The sequence below is a fragment of the Achromobacter ruhlandii genome, assembly GCF_002082135.1.
Classification (GTDB): Bacteria; Pseudomonadota; Gammaproteobacteria; order Burkholderiales; family Burkholderiaceae_B; genus Achromobacter; species Achromobacter ruhlandii.
Map to the genome: position 1 here is coordinate 1763753 of NZ_CP017433.1, position 16319 is coordinate 1780071.

The window sequence follows — 16319 nt, forward strand, 5'->3', positions numbered from 1 at the left end:
CGTCGGCCGGCGCGGCGCGATCGACCGGGCCGCGGGCAAGGCCTGGCGCCATGTCGACGCCGGCGGCGCCGCCACGGCCAACCGCCGCCATGCCGGCAATAACGCCGGGATCGTCCGCCACTTTGCCGTCCGCGCCGTCCGCCGCGCCCGCGCGAGATTTCCGCTGGCGCGCCGAGGATGCCGCGGCGCAGGGCGCGCCGCATGCGCGCGGCGAGCCTCGCGTGAACCTCGCGCCCAAGGCGGCGGCGGAACCGTCGGTGTTGGCCAGGGGCATCGCGCAAAGTGCGCGGCCGCCTTGCCGCGAGGCGCATGCGCACATGGGATTGCTGGCGGCGCCGCTGTTGCTGGCCGACGCGTTGCGCGGGGATGGCTGCAAATGGTGAGCGGGGGCGCAACAGGGCGGGCTGGCCGCGCGGGCGCCGTCGGCGCGGACGGCGCTTGCGTCAGAAGCCGGCCGCCGCCAGCAGGCGAGGCATGACCTCGGCGGCCGCGCCGCGCAGGTTGAAGTGGGCGTGCGCATCGAGCGGCGTGGCGGCGGGGTTGACCTGCGCCACGGTGGCGCCGGCGCGCAAGGCGCGCAACGGCAATTCGGCCGCGGGATAGACCAGCGCCGAGGTGCCGATGCTCAGGAACAGGTCGCAGTCGCGGGCGGCGTCGAGTGCCTGTTGCCAGGCGCTGGCCGGCAGGCTTTCGCCGAACCAGACGACGCCGGGGCGTATCGGCGCGCCGCAATGGACGCAGGCCGGTGGCGCGATGGCGCGGCCTTCGGCGGGTTCGGCCTGCGGCGGGGAGGCGAACGCCGCGGCCTGGCCGCAGGCGCTGCAGCGCGGCGCGTGCAGGCTGCCGTGCAGATGGATCACGCTGTCGCTGCCGGCGCGCTCGTGCAGGTTGTCGACGTTTTGCGTGATCAGCGCCAGGCCGGGAACGCGCCGCGCCAGGGCGGCGATGGCGCGGTGGGCCGCATTGGGTTCGGCGCGCGCGGCGTGGGCGCGGCGCCATTCGTACCAGCCCCATACCAGGTCTGGCTGCGCCGCGAAGGCCTCCGGCGTGGCCAGGGCTCGCGCATCGAAGCGCGACCATAGGCCGGTCAGCGGATCGCGGAAAGTGCTGATGCCGCTTTCGGCGGATACGCCGGCGCCGGTGAAGACGACCACGCGCCGCGCCCGCGCCAGGGCGTCGGCTAGCGCGGGCGGGATGGAAGGAGTCAGGGTATCCATGCCATAAGGCCGGTAATGAGCAAGTCCGATACGCTGCACGCGCGGCCCCGGGGCTGTCAAGCGCGGCGCGCGCCGGCGGCCGTTGCGGCAAGCGTCCCGAATCGTGGATACTGGAAAGCCCAATTGGGATATTCACTGGCATGGCCCGTTCCGGACCGTGCCCGATCCGGAGACATGCAATGCCCGAAGCCCCCGTCGGCCTGGACCGTCTGCGCCATTTCATCGCCACCGCGACCCGCCTGGCCACGCCCGCCGGGCTGGCGCAGTCGCCCGAGCTGCAGGCCGCGTTCGCCGCATTGATCGCCCATGACGATTGGCTGCCCGAGGCCTGTACCGTGCCGCATCCGCAGTATTACCAGCAATACCTGTTGCATTGCGATCCGCTGGAGCGTTTTTCGATCGTCAGTTTTGTCTGGGGGCCGGGACAACTGACGCCCGTGCATGACCACGAGGTTTGGGGATACGTCGGGATGCTGCGCGGCGCGGAAGTGAACCAGCGCTATGCGCGCGAGGCCGACGGCCGGCTGGTGGCGCGCGGCGCGCCCGAGACCCTGCGCCCCGGCGACGTCGAGCGCCTGTCGCCACAAGAGGGCGACATCCATCGCGTGTCCAACGCGTTCGACGACAAGGTGTCGATCAGCGTGCACATGTATGGCGGCAATATCGGCGCCGTGTCGCGCCATGTCTACGACCCCGCCACGGGGCAGGCCAAGCCGTTCGTGTCGGGCTATTCGGCGGCCAGCGTGCCGAACCTGTGGGACCGTTCGGCCGCCGTGCGCGCGGCGCTGCCGGCCCCGGCCGCCTGAGGCGCGGCCGCGCCCGGTCGCCGTGTGGCGCGGGCCGGCTTCACGCGGCCTGTCTGGCGCGGCCAAGCCTGTTCGCCGCGCTTGCGGCGTGCTATGTTCGCGTCCTAAATATTGGGAAAATCCAGAATAATGGACAAGACACTGCTCAAGGGGCTGATGGTGCTGGAGGCGGTCACCGACGTCGATAATCCGCCGCGCACCATCGATGCGCTGGCGGCCCGGGTCGGGCTGACGCGCAGCAATACCCATCGCACGCTGCAAACCCTGATCCATGCCGGCTATGTCATCCGCGACGAGGACGGCGGCGGCTATCGCGGCGCGGTGCGACTGTTCGAGCTGGCGGCGCGCCAGCTCGGCCAGCTGGACCTGCGCAAGCTGGCCGCGCCGTTCATGCGCACGCTGGCCGACCAGACTGGCGAAACGGTGCACCTGTCGGTGCTGGATGGTTTCGACGTGGTCTACGTCGACAAGATCGACAGCCCGCAGCCGATCCGCGCCTATTCCATGGTGGGCGGGCGCGCGCCGGCCTATGCCGTGGCCACCGGCAAGGCGCTGCTGGCGTACCAGGCCGACGGCTATGTCGATCGTTATGCGGACAAGCTGGCGCGGCACACGCCGGCGACGCTGGTGTCGATGGCCCTGCTCAAGGATGAACTGCGCAAGGTGGCGCGCGCCGGCTATGCGATCAATCGCGGCGAGTGGCGCGAGGGCGTGGGCGGACTGGCGGTGGCCTTGTTCAACAGCCTGGACCAGCCGGTGGCGGCGGTTGGCATTTCCGGACCGCTGGACCGCCTGGGGGCGGCCCGCATGAAGCAACTGGCGCCGGACGTGGCCGCCTGTGCCCAGGCCATTTCGCGGGGCATGGGCTACCGGCGCGGCTTCCTGGGCGAATGAGCGCTGCGGCGTCCGCCACGGGATGTTCATGAATCCTGAATATTGGGATTCAAATTTCAATTAATGATTTACCGAGGATTCCGCCCGATGCTATGCTGGGCGGCGATCGCACCCTGCCCGCGGGGTTCGCCAACAGAGCCAAGCAAGGCGCATGACGGCCCGCTGCATCCCCCAGGATGACACGGCCCAGGCGGCACGCTTGGATTCTTTTTCTTGTCCCATATATTGATTCCGTATAACGAGAGGTCGACATGACTCCTGGCTCGGCATTGGCCGGCATCACCGTGCTCGAGATCTGCAACGTCGCGGCGGGGCCGTTCTGCGGCATGCTGCTGGCGGACATGGGCGCCGACGTGATCAAGCTGGAAAACCCGGAAGGGGGCGACACGCTGCGCAGCTGGCCGCCCCTGAGCCAGGGCTATAGCGAGAACTTCGCTTCGCTCAACCGCAACAAGCGCTCGGTCACGCTGAACCTGAAGGATCCGGCCGACCTGGCGCTGGCGCGCGAGCTGGCCGCCGGCGTCGACGTGCTGATCGAGAACAACCGGCCTGGCGTGATGGATCGCCTGGGGTTGGGCTATGCGGCATTGCGCGAGGCAAATCCGCGCCTGGTGTATTGCTCCATCTCGGCCTATGGCCAGTCCGGGCCGCGCGCGCAGGAGGGCGGCTTCGACCTGACCATCCAGGCCATGAGCGGGCTGATGAGCGTGACCGGCGAGGCTGGCGGCGAACCGGTCAAGTGCGGCGTGCCGGTGGCCGATTTCTCGGCCGGCCTGTATGGCGCCTTCGCCATCGCCTCGGCCCTGCGCGCCGCGCAGGCCAGCGGCCAGGGCACCCACATCGACGTGCCGATGCTGGGCGCCACCCTCGGCATCGCGGCGTTGCAGACCTCGGAGTTCTTCGGCAGCGGGCGCGACCCGGTCAAGCTCGGTTCGGCCCACCCGCGCAACGCGCCTTACCAGGCGTTCCGGTGCAAGGATGGCTATTTCGGCATGGCGGCGGGCAACAACGCCTTGTGGAAGGGCGTGTGCGTGACGGTGGGCCGCGAGGACCTGCTGGCGGATCCCCGTTTTACCGACACCAGCGCGCGCGCCCGCAACCAGGATGCGCTGCGCGAGATCCTGGAAGCGATCTTCGCCGCCGACGACGCCCCCACGTGGCTGGCGCGCTTTCGCGCGGCCGGCGTGCCGTGCGCGCCCATCAATACCTATTCCGAGGTGTTGGCGGATCCGCAGGTCGAGCACATGGGCTGGGTGCAGCCGCTCGAATTGCCCAATGGCGTGCGGACGCGCACCTTCGGGCTGCCGGTGCGTTTCGACGGCCAGACCACCGCGCTGCGCCGCCCGCCGCCCGCGCTGGGCGAGCACAACGAGGCCGTGCTGGGGCCGCTGCGCAGCAAGGGGAAGGGCGCATGAGCGGGGCGTTGCGGGTCGAGCGGCGCGGTCCGGCGCAGGTCCTGACGCTGACGCGTCCGGAGAAGATGAATGCATTGTCGGCCGAGCTGGTCGAGGCGCTGATCGCGGCGGTCGACGCGGCCCCGGCGCAGGGCGCCGAGGTCATCGTGTTGCGCGGCGAGGGCCGCAACTTCAGCGCGGGTTTCGATTTCGGCGATTGGGAGGCGCAGAGCGAGGGCGACCTGCTGCTGCGCTTCGTGCGCATCGAGACGCTGCTGCAGCGGGTGGCGGCCTCGCCCTGCCTGACGGTGGGGTTGGCGCACGGCCGCAACTTCGGCGCCGGCGTCGATCTGTTCGGCGCCTGCAAATGGCGCGTGGCCGCGCCCGACGCGGCCTTCCGCATGCCCGGCCTGAAATTCGGACTGGTGCTGGGCACGCGCCGCTTCGCCGCGCTGGTGGGCGCCGAGCGCGCCCGCGCCATTCTGGAACAGGCCAGCGTGTTCGACGCGGGCCAGGCCCATCGCGACGGCTTCGTCAGCCACCTGGCGGCGCCGGACAGCTGGCCCGACCTCGAGCGCCAGGCCGCGCAGGCCGCCGGCGCCTTGACCGGCGCCGCCCGCGCGCAGCTGTACGCGGCCCTGTCGGCGGAACAGCCCGACATCGACCTGGCGCGGCTGGTGCGATCGGCCGCCGAGCCCGGCCTGAAGGCGCGGGTGGCGGCCTACCTGCAGGCGCGCTGACGCCGCCCGCCCGGCCGGTACGACGAGACGGAAATCGAGGAGGCAGCATGGGTTCGGGATTCAACCAAACGCACAAGCAGTGTTCGCTGGCCGAGCTGGCGGCGCTGGTGCCGGACGGCGCGTCGATCGCGCTGGGAGGCAGCTTCCTGCACCGGGGGCCGTTCGCCTTCGTGCGCGAACTGATCCGCCAGGGGCGGCGCGACCTGGAGCTGGTCAAGCAGTCGCCGGGCTACGACGTGGACATCCTGTGCCGCGCGGGCGCGCTGCGGCGCGTGCGCGCCGGCATCGTGGCGATGGAAGGCAATTTCGGCCTGGCGCCGTGGTATCGCAAGGCCATCGAGCGCGGCGAGGTCGAGCTGGAGGAGCATGCCTGCAACAGCCTGACGGCGGGCCTGCGGGCCGCCGCCTACGGCGTGCCGTTCCAGCCCTGCGGCGGCCTGCACGGCAGCGCCCTGCCGACCCTGAACGGCTGGAAGTGCCTGGAGGATCCCTACGGCAGCGGCGAGCGCACCTGGGTGATCCCGGCGGTGCGGCCGGACTTTGCGGTGATCCAGGCCTCGGAAGTGGACGCGCGCGGCAATGTGCGGGTGCATGGCACGGCGCACTGGGACCGCATCATGTCGCGCGCCGCCGGCAGCGTGCTGGTGGTGGCCGAGAAACGGGTGGACAGCGCCGTGTTCGAGGCGCAGCCCGAGGCCACGCTGGTGCCGTATTTCATGGTGCAGGCCTATACGGTGCTGCCGCGCTCGGCCTGGCCGGGTTCGTGCTGGCCGGACTATGCCATCGACTATCCGGCGGTCGAGGCCTATATGGACAAGAACGGCGACCTGGCGGCCCACCTGGCCGCCGCGCCGGAAGCGGGAGCGGCGAATGGCTGAGCAATGGTCGGGGTTCTCGTACATCGTCACCAATCTGGCGCGCTTCATCCGGCCCGACGAGATCACCTTCAGCGGCGTCAATTCGACCCAGCCCATGCTGGCCTGCCTGCTGGCCAAGCGCGCCTACGACTGGGACTACGTCTATATCAACGTGGCGGGCGGGGTCGACCCGCGTCCATCGCACATCCCGCTGTCCAGCTCCGATCCGGTGCTGGCCGAGCACAGCGCCTCGATCTTCGCCAACGAGGACTTCTACGACCTGTGCACGCGCGGCCGCATGGACCTGGCGTTCCTGGGCGCGGCGCAGATCGACGGCGCCGGCCGCGCCAACAACTCCTGCATCGGTGACTGGCATGCGCCCAAGGTGCGGCTGCCGGGCGGCGGCGGCGGGGCGGTGATGATGCCCACGGCGCGGCGCACCTGCACCTGGCGCACCGAGCATTCGCGCCGGGTGTTCGTGCGGGAGCTGGATTTCGTGACGGCGGGCGGCGGCTTTGCCGGCGTGGCGACGCCGATCGCCGTGTTCGTCAAGCGCGACGGCCGGCTGGCGCTGCAATCCTGGCATCCCGAGTCCAGCCTGGCGGAAGTGCGCGAGCGCACCGGTTTCGATTTCGATGCCGAGGGCGCCGGGCCGACGCCGCCGCCGACCGAGGCCGAGCGGCGCGCCTTGCGCGAGCTGGATCCCGATGGGGAGTTCGAGCGTGATGCGGCGGTGAGGCTGCGCTAGGGCCCGTGCGGCTCCCGCCCGTTGGAAAGGGCGTTCAGGCCCGGCGCCGGCCGGATGCGCGCCGCGTGGGCTCAGTCGTGGTTGCCGGCGCGCAGGCGCGCCAGTTCGGCGGAAAGCTCTGCCACCAGCGCCTGGGCGCGCGCCAAGGGATCGTGGCCGGCGACAGCCGGTTCGACGGCGGCCGCGGCGGTGCCCGACGCGCCGCGCAGGCGCGGCTGCACGCTTTCGTGGCCGACGCTGACGTCGACGTCGAACACCAGTTGTTCGGCGCGATGCCAGGTGCTGAACCACTCCAGCGGGCGGCCGTGCTGATCCATGCCCTGGCCTTCCAGCATCAGCAGCGGCGTGCCCGCCGGCACTTGCAGCAGGCCGGCCAGGGCGGCATCCGCCGCCACCGCGCGGATCTGGTTGCGTCCCGCCCCGGGATGCAGGCCGAAGCGCCGCGTCAGCACGCCGTGCAGCGAAGCATCGGTGAGTTCCTCGGCGCGCAGCCCGGGCACGGCGGCGGCGGGCAGCCAGGTGCGCACGTAGGCCAGCGGCGCATCGGCGACGTGACGCAGCCGCTCCAGCAACAGCAGGTCCTGGGTGCCGAAGAACTCGGCCACGGCCTTGGGCGGCTCGCTGGGCGCGAGATCGAGCACGCGGGTCTTGAGCGTCACGCCGGATTGCGCGAACTGTTCGTACAGGCCGGTGGAGCGTTGCACCAGGCGGCGGTGTTCGCGCGGCGCGGCCACCACCGCCGGGCGTCCGGCCTCGCGCTGGATCAGGCCTTCGGCGGCCAGGGCCGAGAGGGCCTGCCGCACCACGCTGCGGGCCACGCCGAAGTGCTCGCACAGCGCCGCCTCGCTGGGCAGCAGGGCGCCGGCGCCGAGCTTGCGGGTGCGGATGTAGCCGCGTAGCAATGCCGCCACCTGGGCGTGCAGCGGCACGTCGCCGGATCGGTCCAGCGCGGGCAAGTCTTCAGCGTTGGCGGGCGCCATGGAATCAACCTCCTGTTTGAGCCCGCGCAGTTTCCCATACATGCGTCCAGCCCGGGGCCAGATGCGCGGCGCGCTCGGCGGCCAGGATCAGACTGTCTTCGCGGGCGATGCCCTGGCCCGCGATGTCGAACGCGGTGCCGTGATCGACCGACACGCGCACCACCGGCAGGCCGACGGTGATGTTAACGCCGTCATCGCCATAGACGGCCTTGAAGGGGGCGTGGCCCTGGTCGTGGTAACAGGCGATCACGAACTGCCACTTGCCGCGCACGGCTTGCGGGAACAGCGCGTCGGCCGGGATCGGGCCGGCCGCCAGGATGCCGGCGGCGTTGGCCTCGGCCACGGCGGGCGCCAGGATGTCGGCGTCTTCGGTGCCGAAGATGCCGTTCTCGCCGGCGTGCGGGTTCAGGCCCGACACCGCCACCGGACGGTCGCCGCGGCCCAGGGCCTTGGCGAACGAGCCGGCCAGGCGCAGCACCGCGCGCATGCGCGCCGGCGTCAGGTCTTCGATGGCCTGGCGCAGCGACACGTGGGTGGTGGCGTGGAAGATGTAGAGATCGCCGGCGGACAGCACCAGCGAGAAGGTCTTGACGCCGAATTCGTGCGCCAGCAGTTCGGTGTGGCCGGGCCACTTGTGGCCGGCGGCGTGCATGGCGGCCTTGTTCAACGGCGCGGTGACGATGCCGTCGACCTCGCCGGCGCGCGCCAACGCGCAGGCGGTGGTGACGAAGCGCACCGAGCCGTCGCCGGCGTCGGCGCTGATCTCGCCCAGCTTGACGTGGCCCAGCGAGGGGCCGGCCTGCAACACTTCGATGGTGCCGGGCGTGTTGGTGGCGTCGGCCGGACGCTCGACGCGGCGCACGATGGCGGGATCGCCGCCCAGGCCGCGCACGGCGTTGACCATCACGTCGACGTCGCCGACCACGACCAGGCGCGCCTTCTGGCGCAGTTCGTCATGGCCCATCAGCATCTTGGCCGTGATTTCCGGCCCGATGCCGGCCACGTCGCCGAGGGTGACGGCCAAGAGCGGCAGCTTGGGAGCGGGGGTTTGTGTCATCGCTTGAATCTCCTGTCGCGGATCGCGCGCACGGCGCGAACCAGTACGTCTTCGGCGCCAAAGCCGCCGGCCTTGGTCACCACGGGCAGGCCGTCGGCCGTGCCGCCGGTCAGCGTGCCCAGGGGCACGCCGCCGATCACTTCATCCACCAGGGCGATGCCGCCGGCGCCCAGCGCCAGCAGCACCTGGCGCGCGCCGTCGCCGCCGGTGGCGACCACGCCGGCGGCGCGCGAGGCGCCGATGGCCTGCGCCGCCAGCGCGCCCAGGCGCTGCGCCACGGTGTCGGAATCCAGTCCTTCGCGCTGGCCGGCCGGGGCCAGCAACAGCAGGGTGCCGGCGGCGTCGGCGCCGGCCTGCGCGTGGGCGCGCAGCAGCGGCTCGCACCAGTTGCGCCAGGCCGTGTCATCGGCCAGGTCCGCCAGCGAAGGCGCCCAGGTGCGCGCGCCGGCGGCTTGCAGCGCGGCGGCCTGCGCGCGGGCGGCGCTGTGTTGCGAGGTCACCACCACGACCACCGGGGCGGTCTGGTCGGCGCCGGCCCAGACGCGGGCCAGCGGCACGGCCAGGCCGCCCGCGCCCACCGGCAGGGCGCGCGGCCCGAGGATGCCGATGGCGCGGGCCAGCCGCTCCAAGTCCGCGTCGTCGCGGGCATCCACCACCACGGTGGCGCCGGCCTGCGCGATGCGCGCGGCCAGCGATTCGGGCGATTCACCCGCCCTGGCCGCGACGTGGGCGCAGCCCAGCAGGGTCGGGATATGGCTTTCGGTCACGGGCGTGACCGGATCGGTGGCGGCCGAGGTGGCGGTGACGGGCTGGCCGTTCACCATGAGCACGCCGTCTTCCACGGTGCGGCCGGTGGCCGGGAAGGCCGGACATACCACCGCGATGGCGTCATCGCCCCAGGCCGCGCGCGCCGCGTCGATCTCGGCCTTGAAGGCGCCGCGCAGCGTCGAGTCCACTTTCTTGTACAGGCGGGCGACGCCGGCGGCGCGCAGCCGCTCGACGTTGCGCCGGATCACCGCGTACGCCTGCGCGGCGGGCAGGGCGCGGCTGTGGGTGGTGACCGCCAGCACGTCGACGTCGTCGGCGGCCGGCGCGGCCAGCGCCTCGTGCGCGCCGTCGATCGACAGGCGGGTGGTCCAGCCGGCCCGCACGAACTGCACGGCGGTGTCGCCGGAGCCGGTCAGGTCGTCGGCGACGATGGCGATGGCGGGATTCAAAGGGCCTCCCCGCGCGCCTCGCGGTAGCCGCCCGCCGCCGCGTCGTCGGCGGCGTCCTCGGACTTGAGTTCACCGGCGCGCTTGAGGAAGTACGAAGCCAGCACCGGGGCCAGGATCGAACTGATCAGCACACACGCGGCGACCTGCGCGGTGGCGGTCGAGACGTACTGCTGGAAGTTGGGATCGGCGGCCGCGACCACGGCGGGCGTGGCGATGGCGTTGCCGGCGGTGGTGCCGGCCGCGAAGCCCAGGCCGCTCTTGCCGCCGCGGCGCAGGATCAGGCGATAGCCCAGGTAGACCAGGCCGCCGGTGATGGGGCTGATGATCAGGCCCAGGATCAGGCCGGTGATGCCGCCATTGACGACCGCGCCCAGGTTGATGCCGGTGCCCAGCGCGAAGGCGAAGAAGGGGATGACGATGTTGGGCACGGGCTTGAGCACGTCGCGCCACTTGGGATCGAGGTTGCCGACCACCACGCCCAGCAGGAACGGCACCAGCGCCGCCACCAGGGCGATCATGGGGATGTCGGCCAGACCCGAGGCGCCCAGGAACAGCAGGCTGAAGAAGGGGCCGTCGTTGACCGCGCTGGCGACGTAGGCGCCGCGGTCGCGGGCGTCGCCGTACTGGCCGGTGTAGGCCAGCCACAGGCCGCCGTTGCTGTTGTCGAAGGCGGCCAGCATGGCCAGGATCGACACGCCCAGCACGCCGTCCAGGCCGACGTAGCTGCCCAGGATGATGATGAGGGTGGCCGGGACCAGCGTTTTCATCAGCAGGATGGTGCCGGCGGTGGCCAGGATCGGGCCGCCGGTGCGCGCATTGACGTGGGTGCCGGCGGCGAAGATCAGCAGCGCGATCAGCGGCAGGGCGCTGTTCTTGAACAGGGCGGTGGTGAAGCCGCCGATGGCCAGCGCGTCGGGCGCGAAGGTGCCGAGCAGCGAACCCAGGATCAGCGGTACCAGCATCAGGCCGCCAGGGATTTTCTGCATCGTGCCAAAGAAGGGCGAACGGGGGGTTGCGGTCGTCACAATCGGAGTCTCCAGGGGGATTTTCTCGCGGCGCAGACGTTCATGCGTGCGTCTGTCAGGGGGTTGAAAGCCGCCAGTGTACACCTGTACGTACAGCATGTACGTACAGGGTCTTCCCGTGTGGCGGCGGCGCGACGCCCGCCCGCCGCCTTAGTCCAGTCCGACGAAACCGCCGGTCTGGTGGCTCCACAGCCGCGCGTACAGCCCGCCCTGGGCAATCAGGCTGGCGTGGGTGCCGGATTCGACGATGCGGCCGCCGTCCAGCACCACCAGCCGGTCCATGCGGGCAATGGTGGACAGGCGGTGCGCGATGGCGATGACGGTCTTGCCCCGCATCAGCGCCTCCAGGCTTTCCTGGATCGCGGCCTCGACCTCGGAATCGAGCGCCGAGGTGGCTTCGTCCAGGATCAGGATGGGCGCGTCCTTGAGCAGCACGCGGGCGATGGCGATGCGCTGGCGCTGGCCGCCCGACAGCTTGACGCCGCGCTCGCCGACGTGGGCGTCCAGGCCGCGGCGGCCGTCGCCGTCGACCAGGGCGTCGATGAATTCGACGGCGCGGGCGCGGTCGATGGCGTCGCGCAACTGCGCCTCGGTGGCGTCGGGCCGGCCGTACAGCAGGTTGTCGCGGATCGAGCGGTGCAGCAGCGAGGTGTCCTGGGTGACCACGCCAATCTGCGAGCGCAGGCTTTCCTGGGTGACGCCGGCGATGTCCTGGCCGTCGATCAGGATGCGGCCGCCTTCCACGTCATACAGCCGCAGCAGCACGTTGACCAGGGTCGACTTGCCGGCGCCCGACGGGCCGATCAGGCCGATCTTTTCGCCCGCATGCACGGTCAGGTCCAGGTGCGGGATGATCTGGCGGCCGCTGCCGTAATGGAACGACATGTCCTCGAAGCGCACCTCGCCGCGCGTGATGCGCAAGGGCACCGCGTCGGGGCGGTCCACGACCTGGCGCGGCTGCGAGATCGTGGCCAGGCCGTCCTGCACGATGCCGACGTTCTCCGAGATGCCGTTCACTTCCCACATGATCCAGGCGGACATGTTGTTGATGCGGATCACCAGGCCCAGCGCCAGCGTGATGGCGCCCAGGCTGATGCTGCCAATGCTCCACAGCCACAGCGCCAGCCCGGCGGTGCTGGCGATCAGGATGCCGTTGAGCGTGTTGATGGACACGTCCATGGCGGTGATGACGCGGGTCGACAGGCGCTGCTTTTCCGTCTGCTCGGTCATGGCCTGGCGCGCGTAGTCTTCCTCGCGGCGGGCGTGGGCGAACAGCTTGAGCGTGGAGATGTTGGTGTAGCCGTCGACGATGCGGCCCATCAGCCGGGAGCGCGCCTCCGAGGCGATGACGGCGCGCGCCTGCATGCGCGGCACGAAGTACGCCAGCATGCCGCAATAGATGGCGATCCACAGCACCAGGGGAATCACCAGGCGCCAGTCGGCCTCGGCGAACAGGTACAGCGCGCTGGCCGCGTACAGGATGACGTGCCACAGCGCATCCACCGACTGCACGGCCGAATCGCGCAGCGAATTGCCGGTCTGCAGCACGCGGTTGGCGACGCGGCCGGCGAAGTCGTTGTGGAAGAACGCCAGCCCCTGGTTCAGCACATAGCGGTGGTTCTGCCAGCGCACCAGCGTGGTCAGGCTGGGCGAGATGGTCTGGTGCGACAGCAGGTCGTGCAGCGCGATCGACAGCGGCCGCAGCACCATCACCACGAACGCCATCCACACCAGCGTGTAGGCGTGCTCGCGAAAGAAGTCCGCCGGCGGGGTGTGCTGCGCCATGTCGACCAGGTCGGCCAGGAAACTGAACAGCGCCACCTCCACCAATGCGCCGCCCAGGCCGACCAGCAGCAGGATGGCGAAGATCGGCCAGACCTGCCACAGGTAATAGGCATAGAAGCGCAGCACGCGTCCCGGCGGGGTGATGTCGGGGGCGTCGCGGAACGGGTCGATCAGGTTTTCGAAGTAGCGGAAGACGGGATTCGATTTTGCGCCGGGCATGGCAGGTCCGTAGAAGGAGGCCGCCCAAGCGTATCACGGTAACCCCTTAAAAATAAAGGGGCTGCGCGCCGTCATCCGTATTGCGCGCGCCGCGTTCCGCCCTCGCGCCGGCTGGCCTTGTCGGTGATGAGGTTGTCCTGAGCCATGCGCTGGCCGCGCCCGGCGATGCGGGTCAGCAGGTCGCGCAGCAGGGCGACCTCGGCGGCATCCAGATCCTGCACCAGCAGGTCGTTCAGGCGCATGACCTCCGGCAGCAGGGCGTGGTAGCGGTCCAGGCCCTCGTCCGTGGCCTCGATGCGCACCACGCGCCGGTCGGCGCTGTCGGGCAGGCGCCGCAGCCAGCCTTTCTCACACAGGGAACCAAGGGTGCGCGAGGTGCGCGCCAGGTCGAGCCTGGCGGCCGCGGCCAGTTCGGCCGAGGTCATGATGCCGCCCTCGACCGCGCAGGCCAGCAGGCGCCATTCGCGCCGGGTGATGCCGAAGCGGCCTTCGCACAGCCGCACGAAGACGGGGTTGGACTGCGCCCAGGCCTGGTACAGCTGGTACATCAGCATTCCGGCCAGGGGGTGTTCGACGGGATCTTGCGGGGGCATGGTCGTCTCCTGCCAACGGCGCGCCGCGTCCATGGCGTGGCGCATATCGTTATGGCGAGTATTGGCAGTTCATATCGTTATGGCAAGTACTGGATTAGATCAAGCAATCTTCACGGCGCTACAGTCGTCTCGCCTATCCAGGCCCAGGCCCGGCATGCGCAAACATAACCGACAGCGGGCCGTTGTCACCAGGGAGACTACCGTGCGTAATTGGATATCCTGCGCCGCGTTCGCGGCGCTCGCGGCGGCTTCGGCCGCGCCCGCCTGTGCCCAGCAGGCGCCGCTGGACGGCGCCCTGACCATCGTGGTGGGCTATCCCCCGGGCGGCAGTTCCGACCGCATCGCGCGGCTGGTGGCCGACCGCCTGAAGGACCGGCTGGGCGTGACCGTGGTGGTCGAAAATAAGACCGGCGCAGGCGGCCGTATCGCGGCCCAGGGCCTGCATGCGCTGGCCGCGCGGCAGAACGTGCTGATGCTGGCCAATCCCGCCGTCATGGTGGTGGCGCCGCTGGTCTACGCCGAACCCGGCTACGACGCCCGCCGCGATTTCCAGCCGGTGTCGCTGGTCAGCCGCTACAAGTTCGCCTTGGCGGTGGCGGCCAATTCGCCCATCCGCGACGTGGCGGGGCTGCGCCAATGGCTGCGCGACAATCCGCGCCAGTTCTCGGTGGGCGTGCCGGCCACCGGCAGCCTGCCGCACTTCTTCGCGCTGATGCTGGGCCGCCAGATCGGCCAGGAGCCCGAGGTGGTGGGGTATCGCGGCTCGGCGCCGCTGATCTCCGAACTGATCGGCGGCGTGCTGCCGCAGGCGGTCGACACGCTGGACACGCTGCTGCCGCAGCATCGAGCCGGCAAGATCCGCATCCTGGCGACCTCGGGCGAGGCGCGCGATCCGCTGCTGGCGGACGTGCCGACCTTCCGCGAGGCCGGCGTGGACTTGGCGGCCGACGGCTGGAACGCGTTCTTCGCCTCGTCGGCGATGGCGCCGGCCAAGGCCGCCCGGCTGGGCGAGGACATCGCCGCGGTGATGCGCGAGCCGGCCATGCAGCAGGCGGTGCGCGAGTCGTATCTGGAGCCGGTGACGGCGGATGCCGCCGCCACCGGGCGCGAGCTGGACGCCTACCGGGCCCAATGGGAACCGGCGGTGAAGGCGTCCGGCTTCACGGCCACGCAATAGGCGGGCGACGATGAGCACGGTGCAGAATGTGTTGTTCATCATGGCCGACCAGCTGCGGGCGGATCACCTGAGCTGCTATGGCCATCCCTATTTGCAGACGCCCAGCCTGGACGCGCTGGCCGCGCGCGGCGCGCGCTTCGACCGCGCCTTCGTCAATTCCGGCGTGTGCGGCCCATCGCGCATGAGCTATTACACGGGGCGCTATCCCTCGCGCCACGGCGCCACCTGGAACCGGGTGCCGCTGTCGGTCAACGAGATCACGCTGGGCGAGTACCTGGCCGGGCAAGGGCGCGACCTGGCGCTGGCGGGCAAGACACACGTGATTCCCGACCGCGCCGGCATGGAGCGCCTGTCGATCGACGGCGGCTCCGAGCTTGGCGCGCTGCTGTCGCGCGGCGGCTTCATCGAGGTCGACCGCTACGACGGCCACCACGAACCGGGCAAGGAAAGCGGCTACCCCGCGTTCCTGCGCAGCCAGGGCTACGACAGCGCCGACCCCTGGACCGACTACGTCATCGCCGGCGTCGATGCGCACGGCCAGGTGGTCAGCGGCTGGAACATGCGCAACGCGCACCTGCCGTCGCGGGTGGCCGAGCCGCATTCCGAGACCGCCTACATGACCGACCAGGCGCTGCGCTTCATGCAGCAGCGCGGCGGCCAGCCCTGGGTGCTGCACCTGAGCTACGTCAAGCCGCACTGGCCCTACATGGCGCCGGCGCCCTACCATCAGCGCTACACGGCCGACCAGTGCCTGCCGGTGCGGCGCAGCCGCGAGGAGCTGGCCGGCGCGCATCCGGTGGTGGCGGCCTACCGCCAGCATGAGGAAAGCGTCAGCTTCTCGACCGATGAATGCGTGCGCGTGGTGCGTCCGGCCTACCAGGGCCTGATCCGCCAGCTCGACGACCACCTGGGGCGGTTGTTCGACTTCATGGAAGGCGCGGGCCTGATGCGCAACACGCTGATCGTGTTCACGGCGGATCACGGCGACTTCCTGGGCGACCACTGGCTGGGCGAGAAGGAACTGTTCTACGACACCGTGCAGCGCGTGCCGTTCATCGTGATGGACCCGTCGGCTGAGGCCGATGCGACGCGCGGCCAGGCGCTGGCGGACATGGTGGAAAGCGTGGACCTGGTGCCGACGGTGCTGCGCGCGCTGGACGCGCCGAGGCCCTGGCACCGGCTGGAGGGGCGCGAGCTGCAGACCGTGCTGCATGGCCGGGGGCGGACGAGCCCTGGCGCGACTGCGTGTTCTCGGAGCTGGACTACAGCTTCCGCCAGGCGCGCATCCTGCGCGGCAAGACGCCGCAGAACGCGCGCGCCTGGTCGGTGCGCACCGACCGCTGGCGCTACGTGTACTGGCTGGACGAACCCGAGCAACTGTACGACCTGCAGGCCGATCCCGACGAGTTCCAGGACCTGGGCGCCAGCGCCGCGCATGCGGCGGTGCGGGCGCAACTGCGCGAGCGCCTGCTGGACTGGATGCTGCGCGGCAAGCGCCGCACCACCCTGAGCGACGCGGCGGTGGAGCAGGGCACCAACGCGCACAAGCGCGCCGGGGTGTTCTTCGGGCAGTGGTGAAAGACCCTGGGCGGCGGCGCGGGCGGATCGCC

General features: G+C 70.9%; 15 protein-coding genes and 1 pseudogene. 8 read left to right on the plus strand and 8 right to left on the minus strand.

The window, feature by feature from the left end:
• Both AruCF_RS29690 and AruCF_RS08105 read right to left on the minus strand, forming a co-directional pair.
• Nucleotides 1-274, minus strand: a 274-nt coding sequence (locus AruCF_RS29690) for a hypothetical protein (protein WP_217349497.1), incomplete at its 3' end; no start/stop codon positions are given.
• A 169-nt stretch (nt 275-443) separates the two neighbouring features.
• Entirely contained in the window at nt 444-1217 is a 774-nt protein-coding gene (locus tag AruCF_RS08105; protein ID WP_049072940.1) for an SIR2 family NAD-dependent protein deacylase, read from the minus strand.
• 179 nt (nt 1218-1396) lie between these two features.
• On the opposite strand from AruCF_RS08105, the gene AruCF_RS08110 reads away from it, so the two are divergent.
• The 6 genes from AruCF_RS08110 to AruCF_RS08135 all read left to right on the plus strand — a co-directional run bounded on the left by AruCF_RS08110 (nt 1397) and on the right by AruCF_RS08135 (nt 6656).
• Nucleotides 1397-2023 (plus strand): cysteine dioxygenase family protein, encoded by a 627-nt coding sequence (locus AruCF_RS08110; protein ID WP_049072941.1) that lies wholly within the window; start codon nt 1397-1399, stop codon nt 2021-2023.
• A gap of 129 nt (nt 2024-2152) precedes the next feature.
• Entirely contained in the window at nt 2153-2917 is a 765-nt protein-coding gene (locus AruCF_RS08115; protein ID WP_049072942.1) for an IclR family transcriptional regulator, read from the plus strand.
• 251 nt (nt 2918-3168) lie between these two features.
• Complete coding sequence (locus AruCF_RS08120) at nt 3169-4332, plus strand: CaiB/BaiF CoA transferase family protein (RefSeq protein ID WP_049072943.1); 1164 nt, start codon at nt 3169-3171, stop codon at nt 4330-4332.
• A complete protein-coding gene (locus tag AruCF_RS08125; RefSeq protein ID WP_049072944.1) occupies nt 4329-5051 on the plus strand; it encodes an enoyl-CoA hydratase/isomerase family protein in 723 nt (240 codons plus the stop codon). The genes AruCF_RS08120 and AruCF_RS08125 overlap by 4 nt, the downstream gene beginning before the upstream one ends.
• 47 nt (nt 5052-5098) lie before the next feature.
• The gene (locus AruCF_RS08130) at nt 5099-5929 is read left to right on the plus strand and encodes a CoA transferase subunit A (protein ID WP_049072945.1); all 831 of its coding nucleotides are present in this window, start codon (nt 5099-5101) and stop codon (nt 5927-5929) included.
• Complete coding sequence (locus tag AruCF_RS08135; RefSeq protein ID WP_049072946.1) at nt 5922-6656, plus strand: CoA-transferase subunit beta; 735 nt, start codon at nt 5922-5924, stop codon at nt 6654-6656. The genes AruCF_RS08130 and AruCF_RS08135 overlap by 8 nt, the downstream gene beginning before the upstream one ends.
• 71 nt (nt 6657-6727) lie before the next feature.
• Here the strand turns inward: AruCF_RS08135 and AruCF_RS08140 are convergent, their stop codons facing one another.
• The 6 genes from AruCF_RS08140 to AruCF_RS08165 all read right to left on the minus strand — a co-directional run bounded on the left by AruCF_RS08140 (nt 6728) and on the right by AruCF_RS08165 (nt 13532).
• Nucleotides 6728-7636, minus strand: a complete 909-nt coding sequence (locus AruCF_RS08140; protein ID WP_049072947.1) for a GntR family transcriptional regulator — start codon at nt 7634-7636, stop codon at nt 6728-6730.
• A gap of 4 nt (nt 7637-7640) precedes the next feature.
• The gene (gene pdxA, locus AruCF_RS08145; RefSeq protein ID WP_049072948.1) at nt 7641-8693 is read right to left on the minus strand and encodes a 4-hydroxythreonine-4-phosphate dehydrogenase PdxA; all 1053 of its coding nucleotides are present in this window, start codon (nt 8691-8693) and stop codon (nt 7641-7643) included.
• Nucleotides 8690-9910, minus strand: a complete 1221-nt coding sequence (dtnK, locus tag AruCF_RS08150) for a D-threonate kinase (protein WP_049072949.1) — start codon at nt 9908-9910, stop codon at nt 8690-8692. The genes pdxA and dtnK overlap by 4 nt, the downstream gene beginning before the upstream one ends.
• Entirely contained in the window at nt 9907-10935 is a 1029-nt protein-coding gene (locus AruCF_RS08155) for a 2-keto-3-deoxygluconate permease (RefSeq protein WP_083036596.1), read from the minus strand. Before AruCF_RS08155 ends, dtnK begins: the two co-directional genes overlap by 4 nt.
• Nucleotides 10936-11085: 150 nt before the next feature.
• Nucleotides 11086-12939, minus strand: a complete 1854-nt coding sequence (locus AruCF_RS08160) for an ABC transporter ATP-binding protein (RefSeq protein ID WP_049072951.1) — start codon at nt 12937-12939, stop codon at nt 11086-11088.
• A gap of 71 nt (nt 12940-13010) precedes the next feature.
• Complete coding sequence (locus AruCF_RS08165; protein WP_049077649.1) at nt 13011-13532, minus strand: MarR family winged helix-turn-helix transcriptional regulator; 522 nt, start codon at nt 13530-13532, stop codon at nt 13011-13013.
• A 202-nt stretch (nt 13533-13734) separates the two neighbouring features.
• Between AruCF_RS08165 and AruCF_RS08170 the strand changes: the two genes are divergently transcribed.
• Both AruCF_RS08170 and AruCF_RS08175 read left to right on the plus strand, forming a co-directional pair.
• Nucleotides 13735-14709 (plus strand): Bug family tripartite tricarboxylate transporter substrate binding protein, encoded by a 975-nt coding sequence (locus AruCF_RS08170; protein ID WP_049072952.1) that lies wholly within the window; start codon nt 13735-13737, stop codon nt 14707-14709.
• A gap of 10 nt (nt 14710-14719) precedes the next feature.
• Nucleotides 14720-16287, plus strand: a pseudogene (locus tag AruCF_RS08175) (sulfatase-like hydrolase/transferase).
• The last annotated feature ends 32 nt before the right edge of the window (nt 16288-16319 follow it).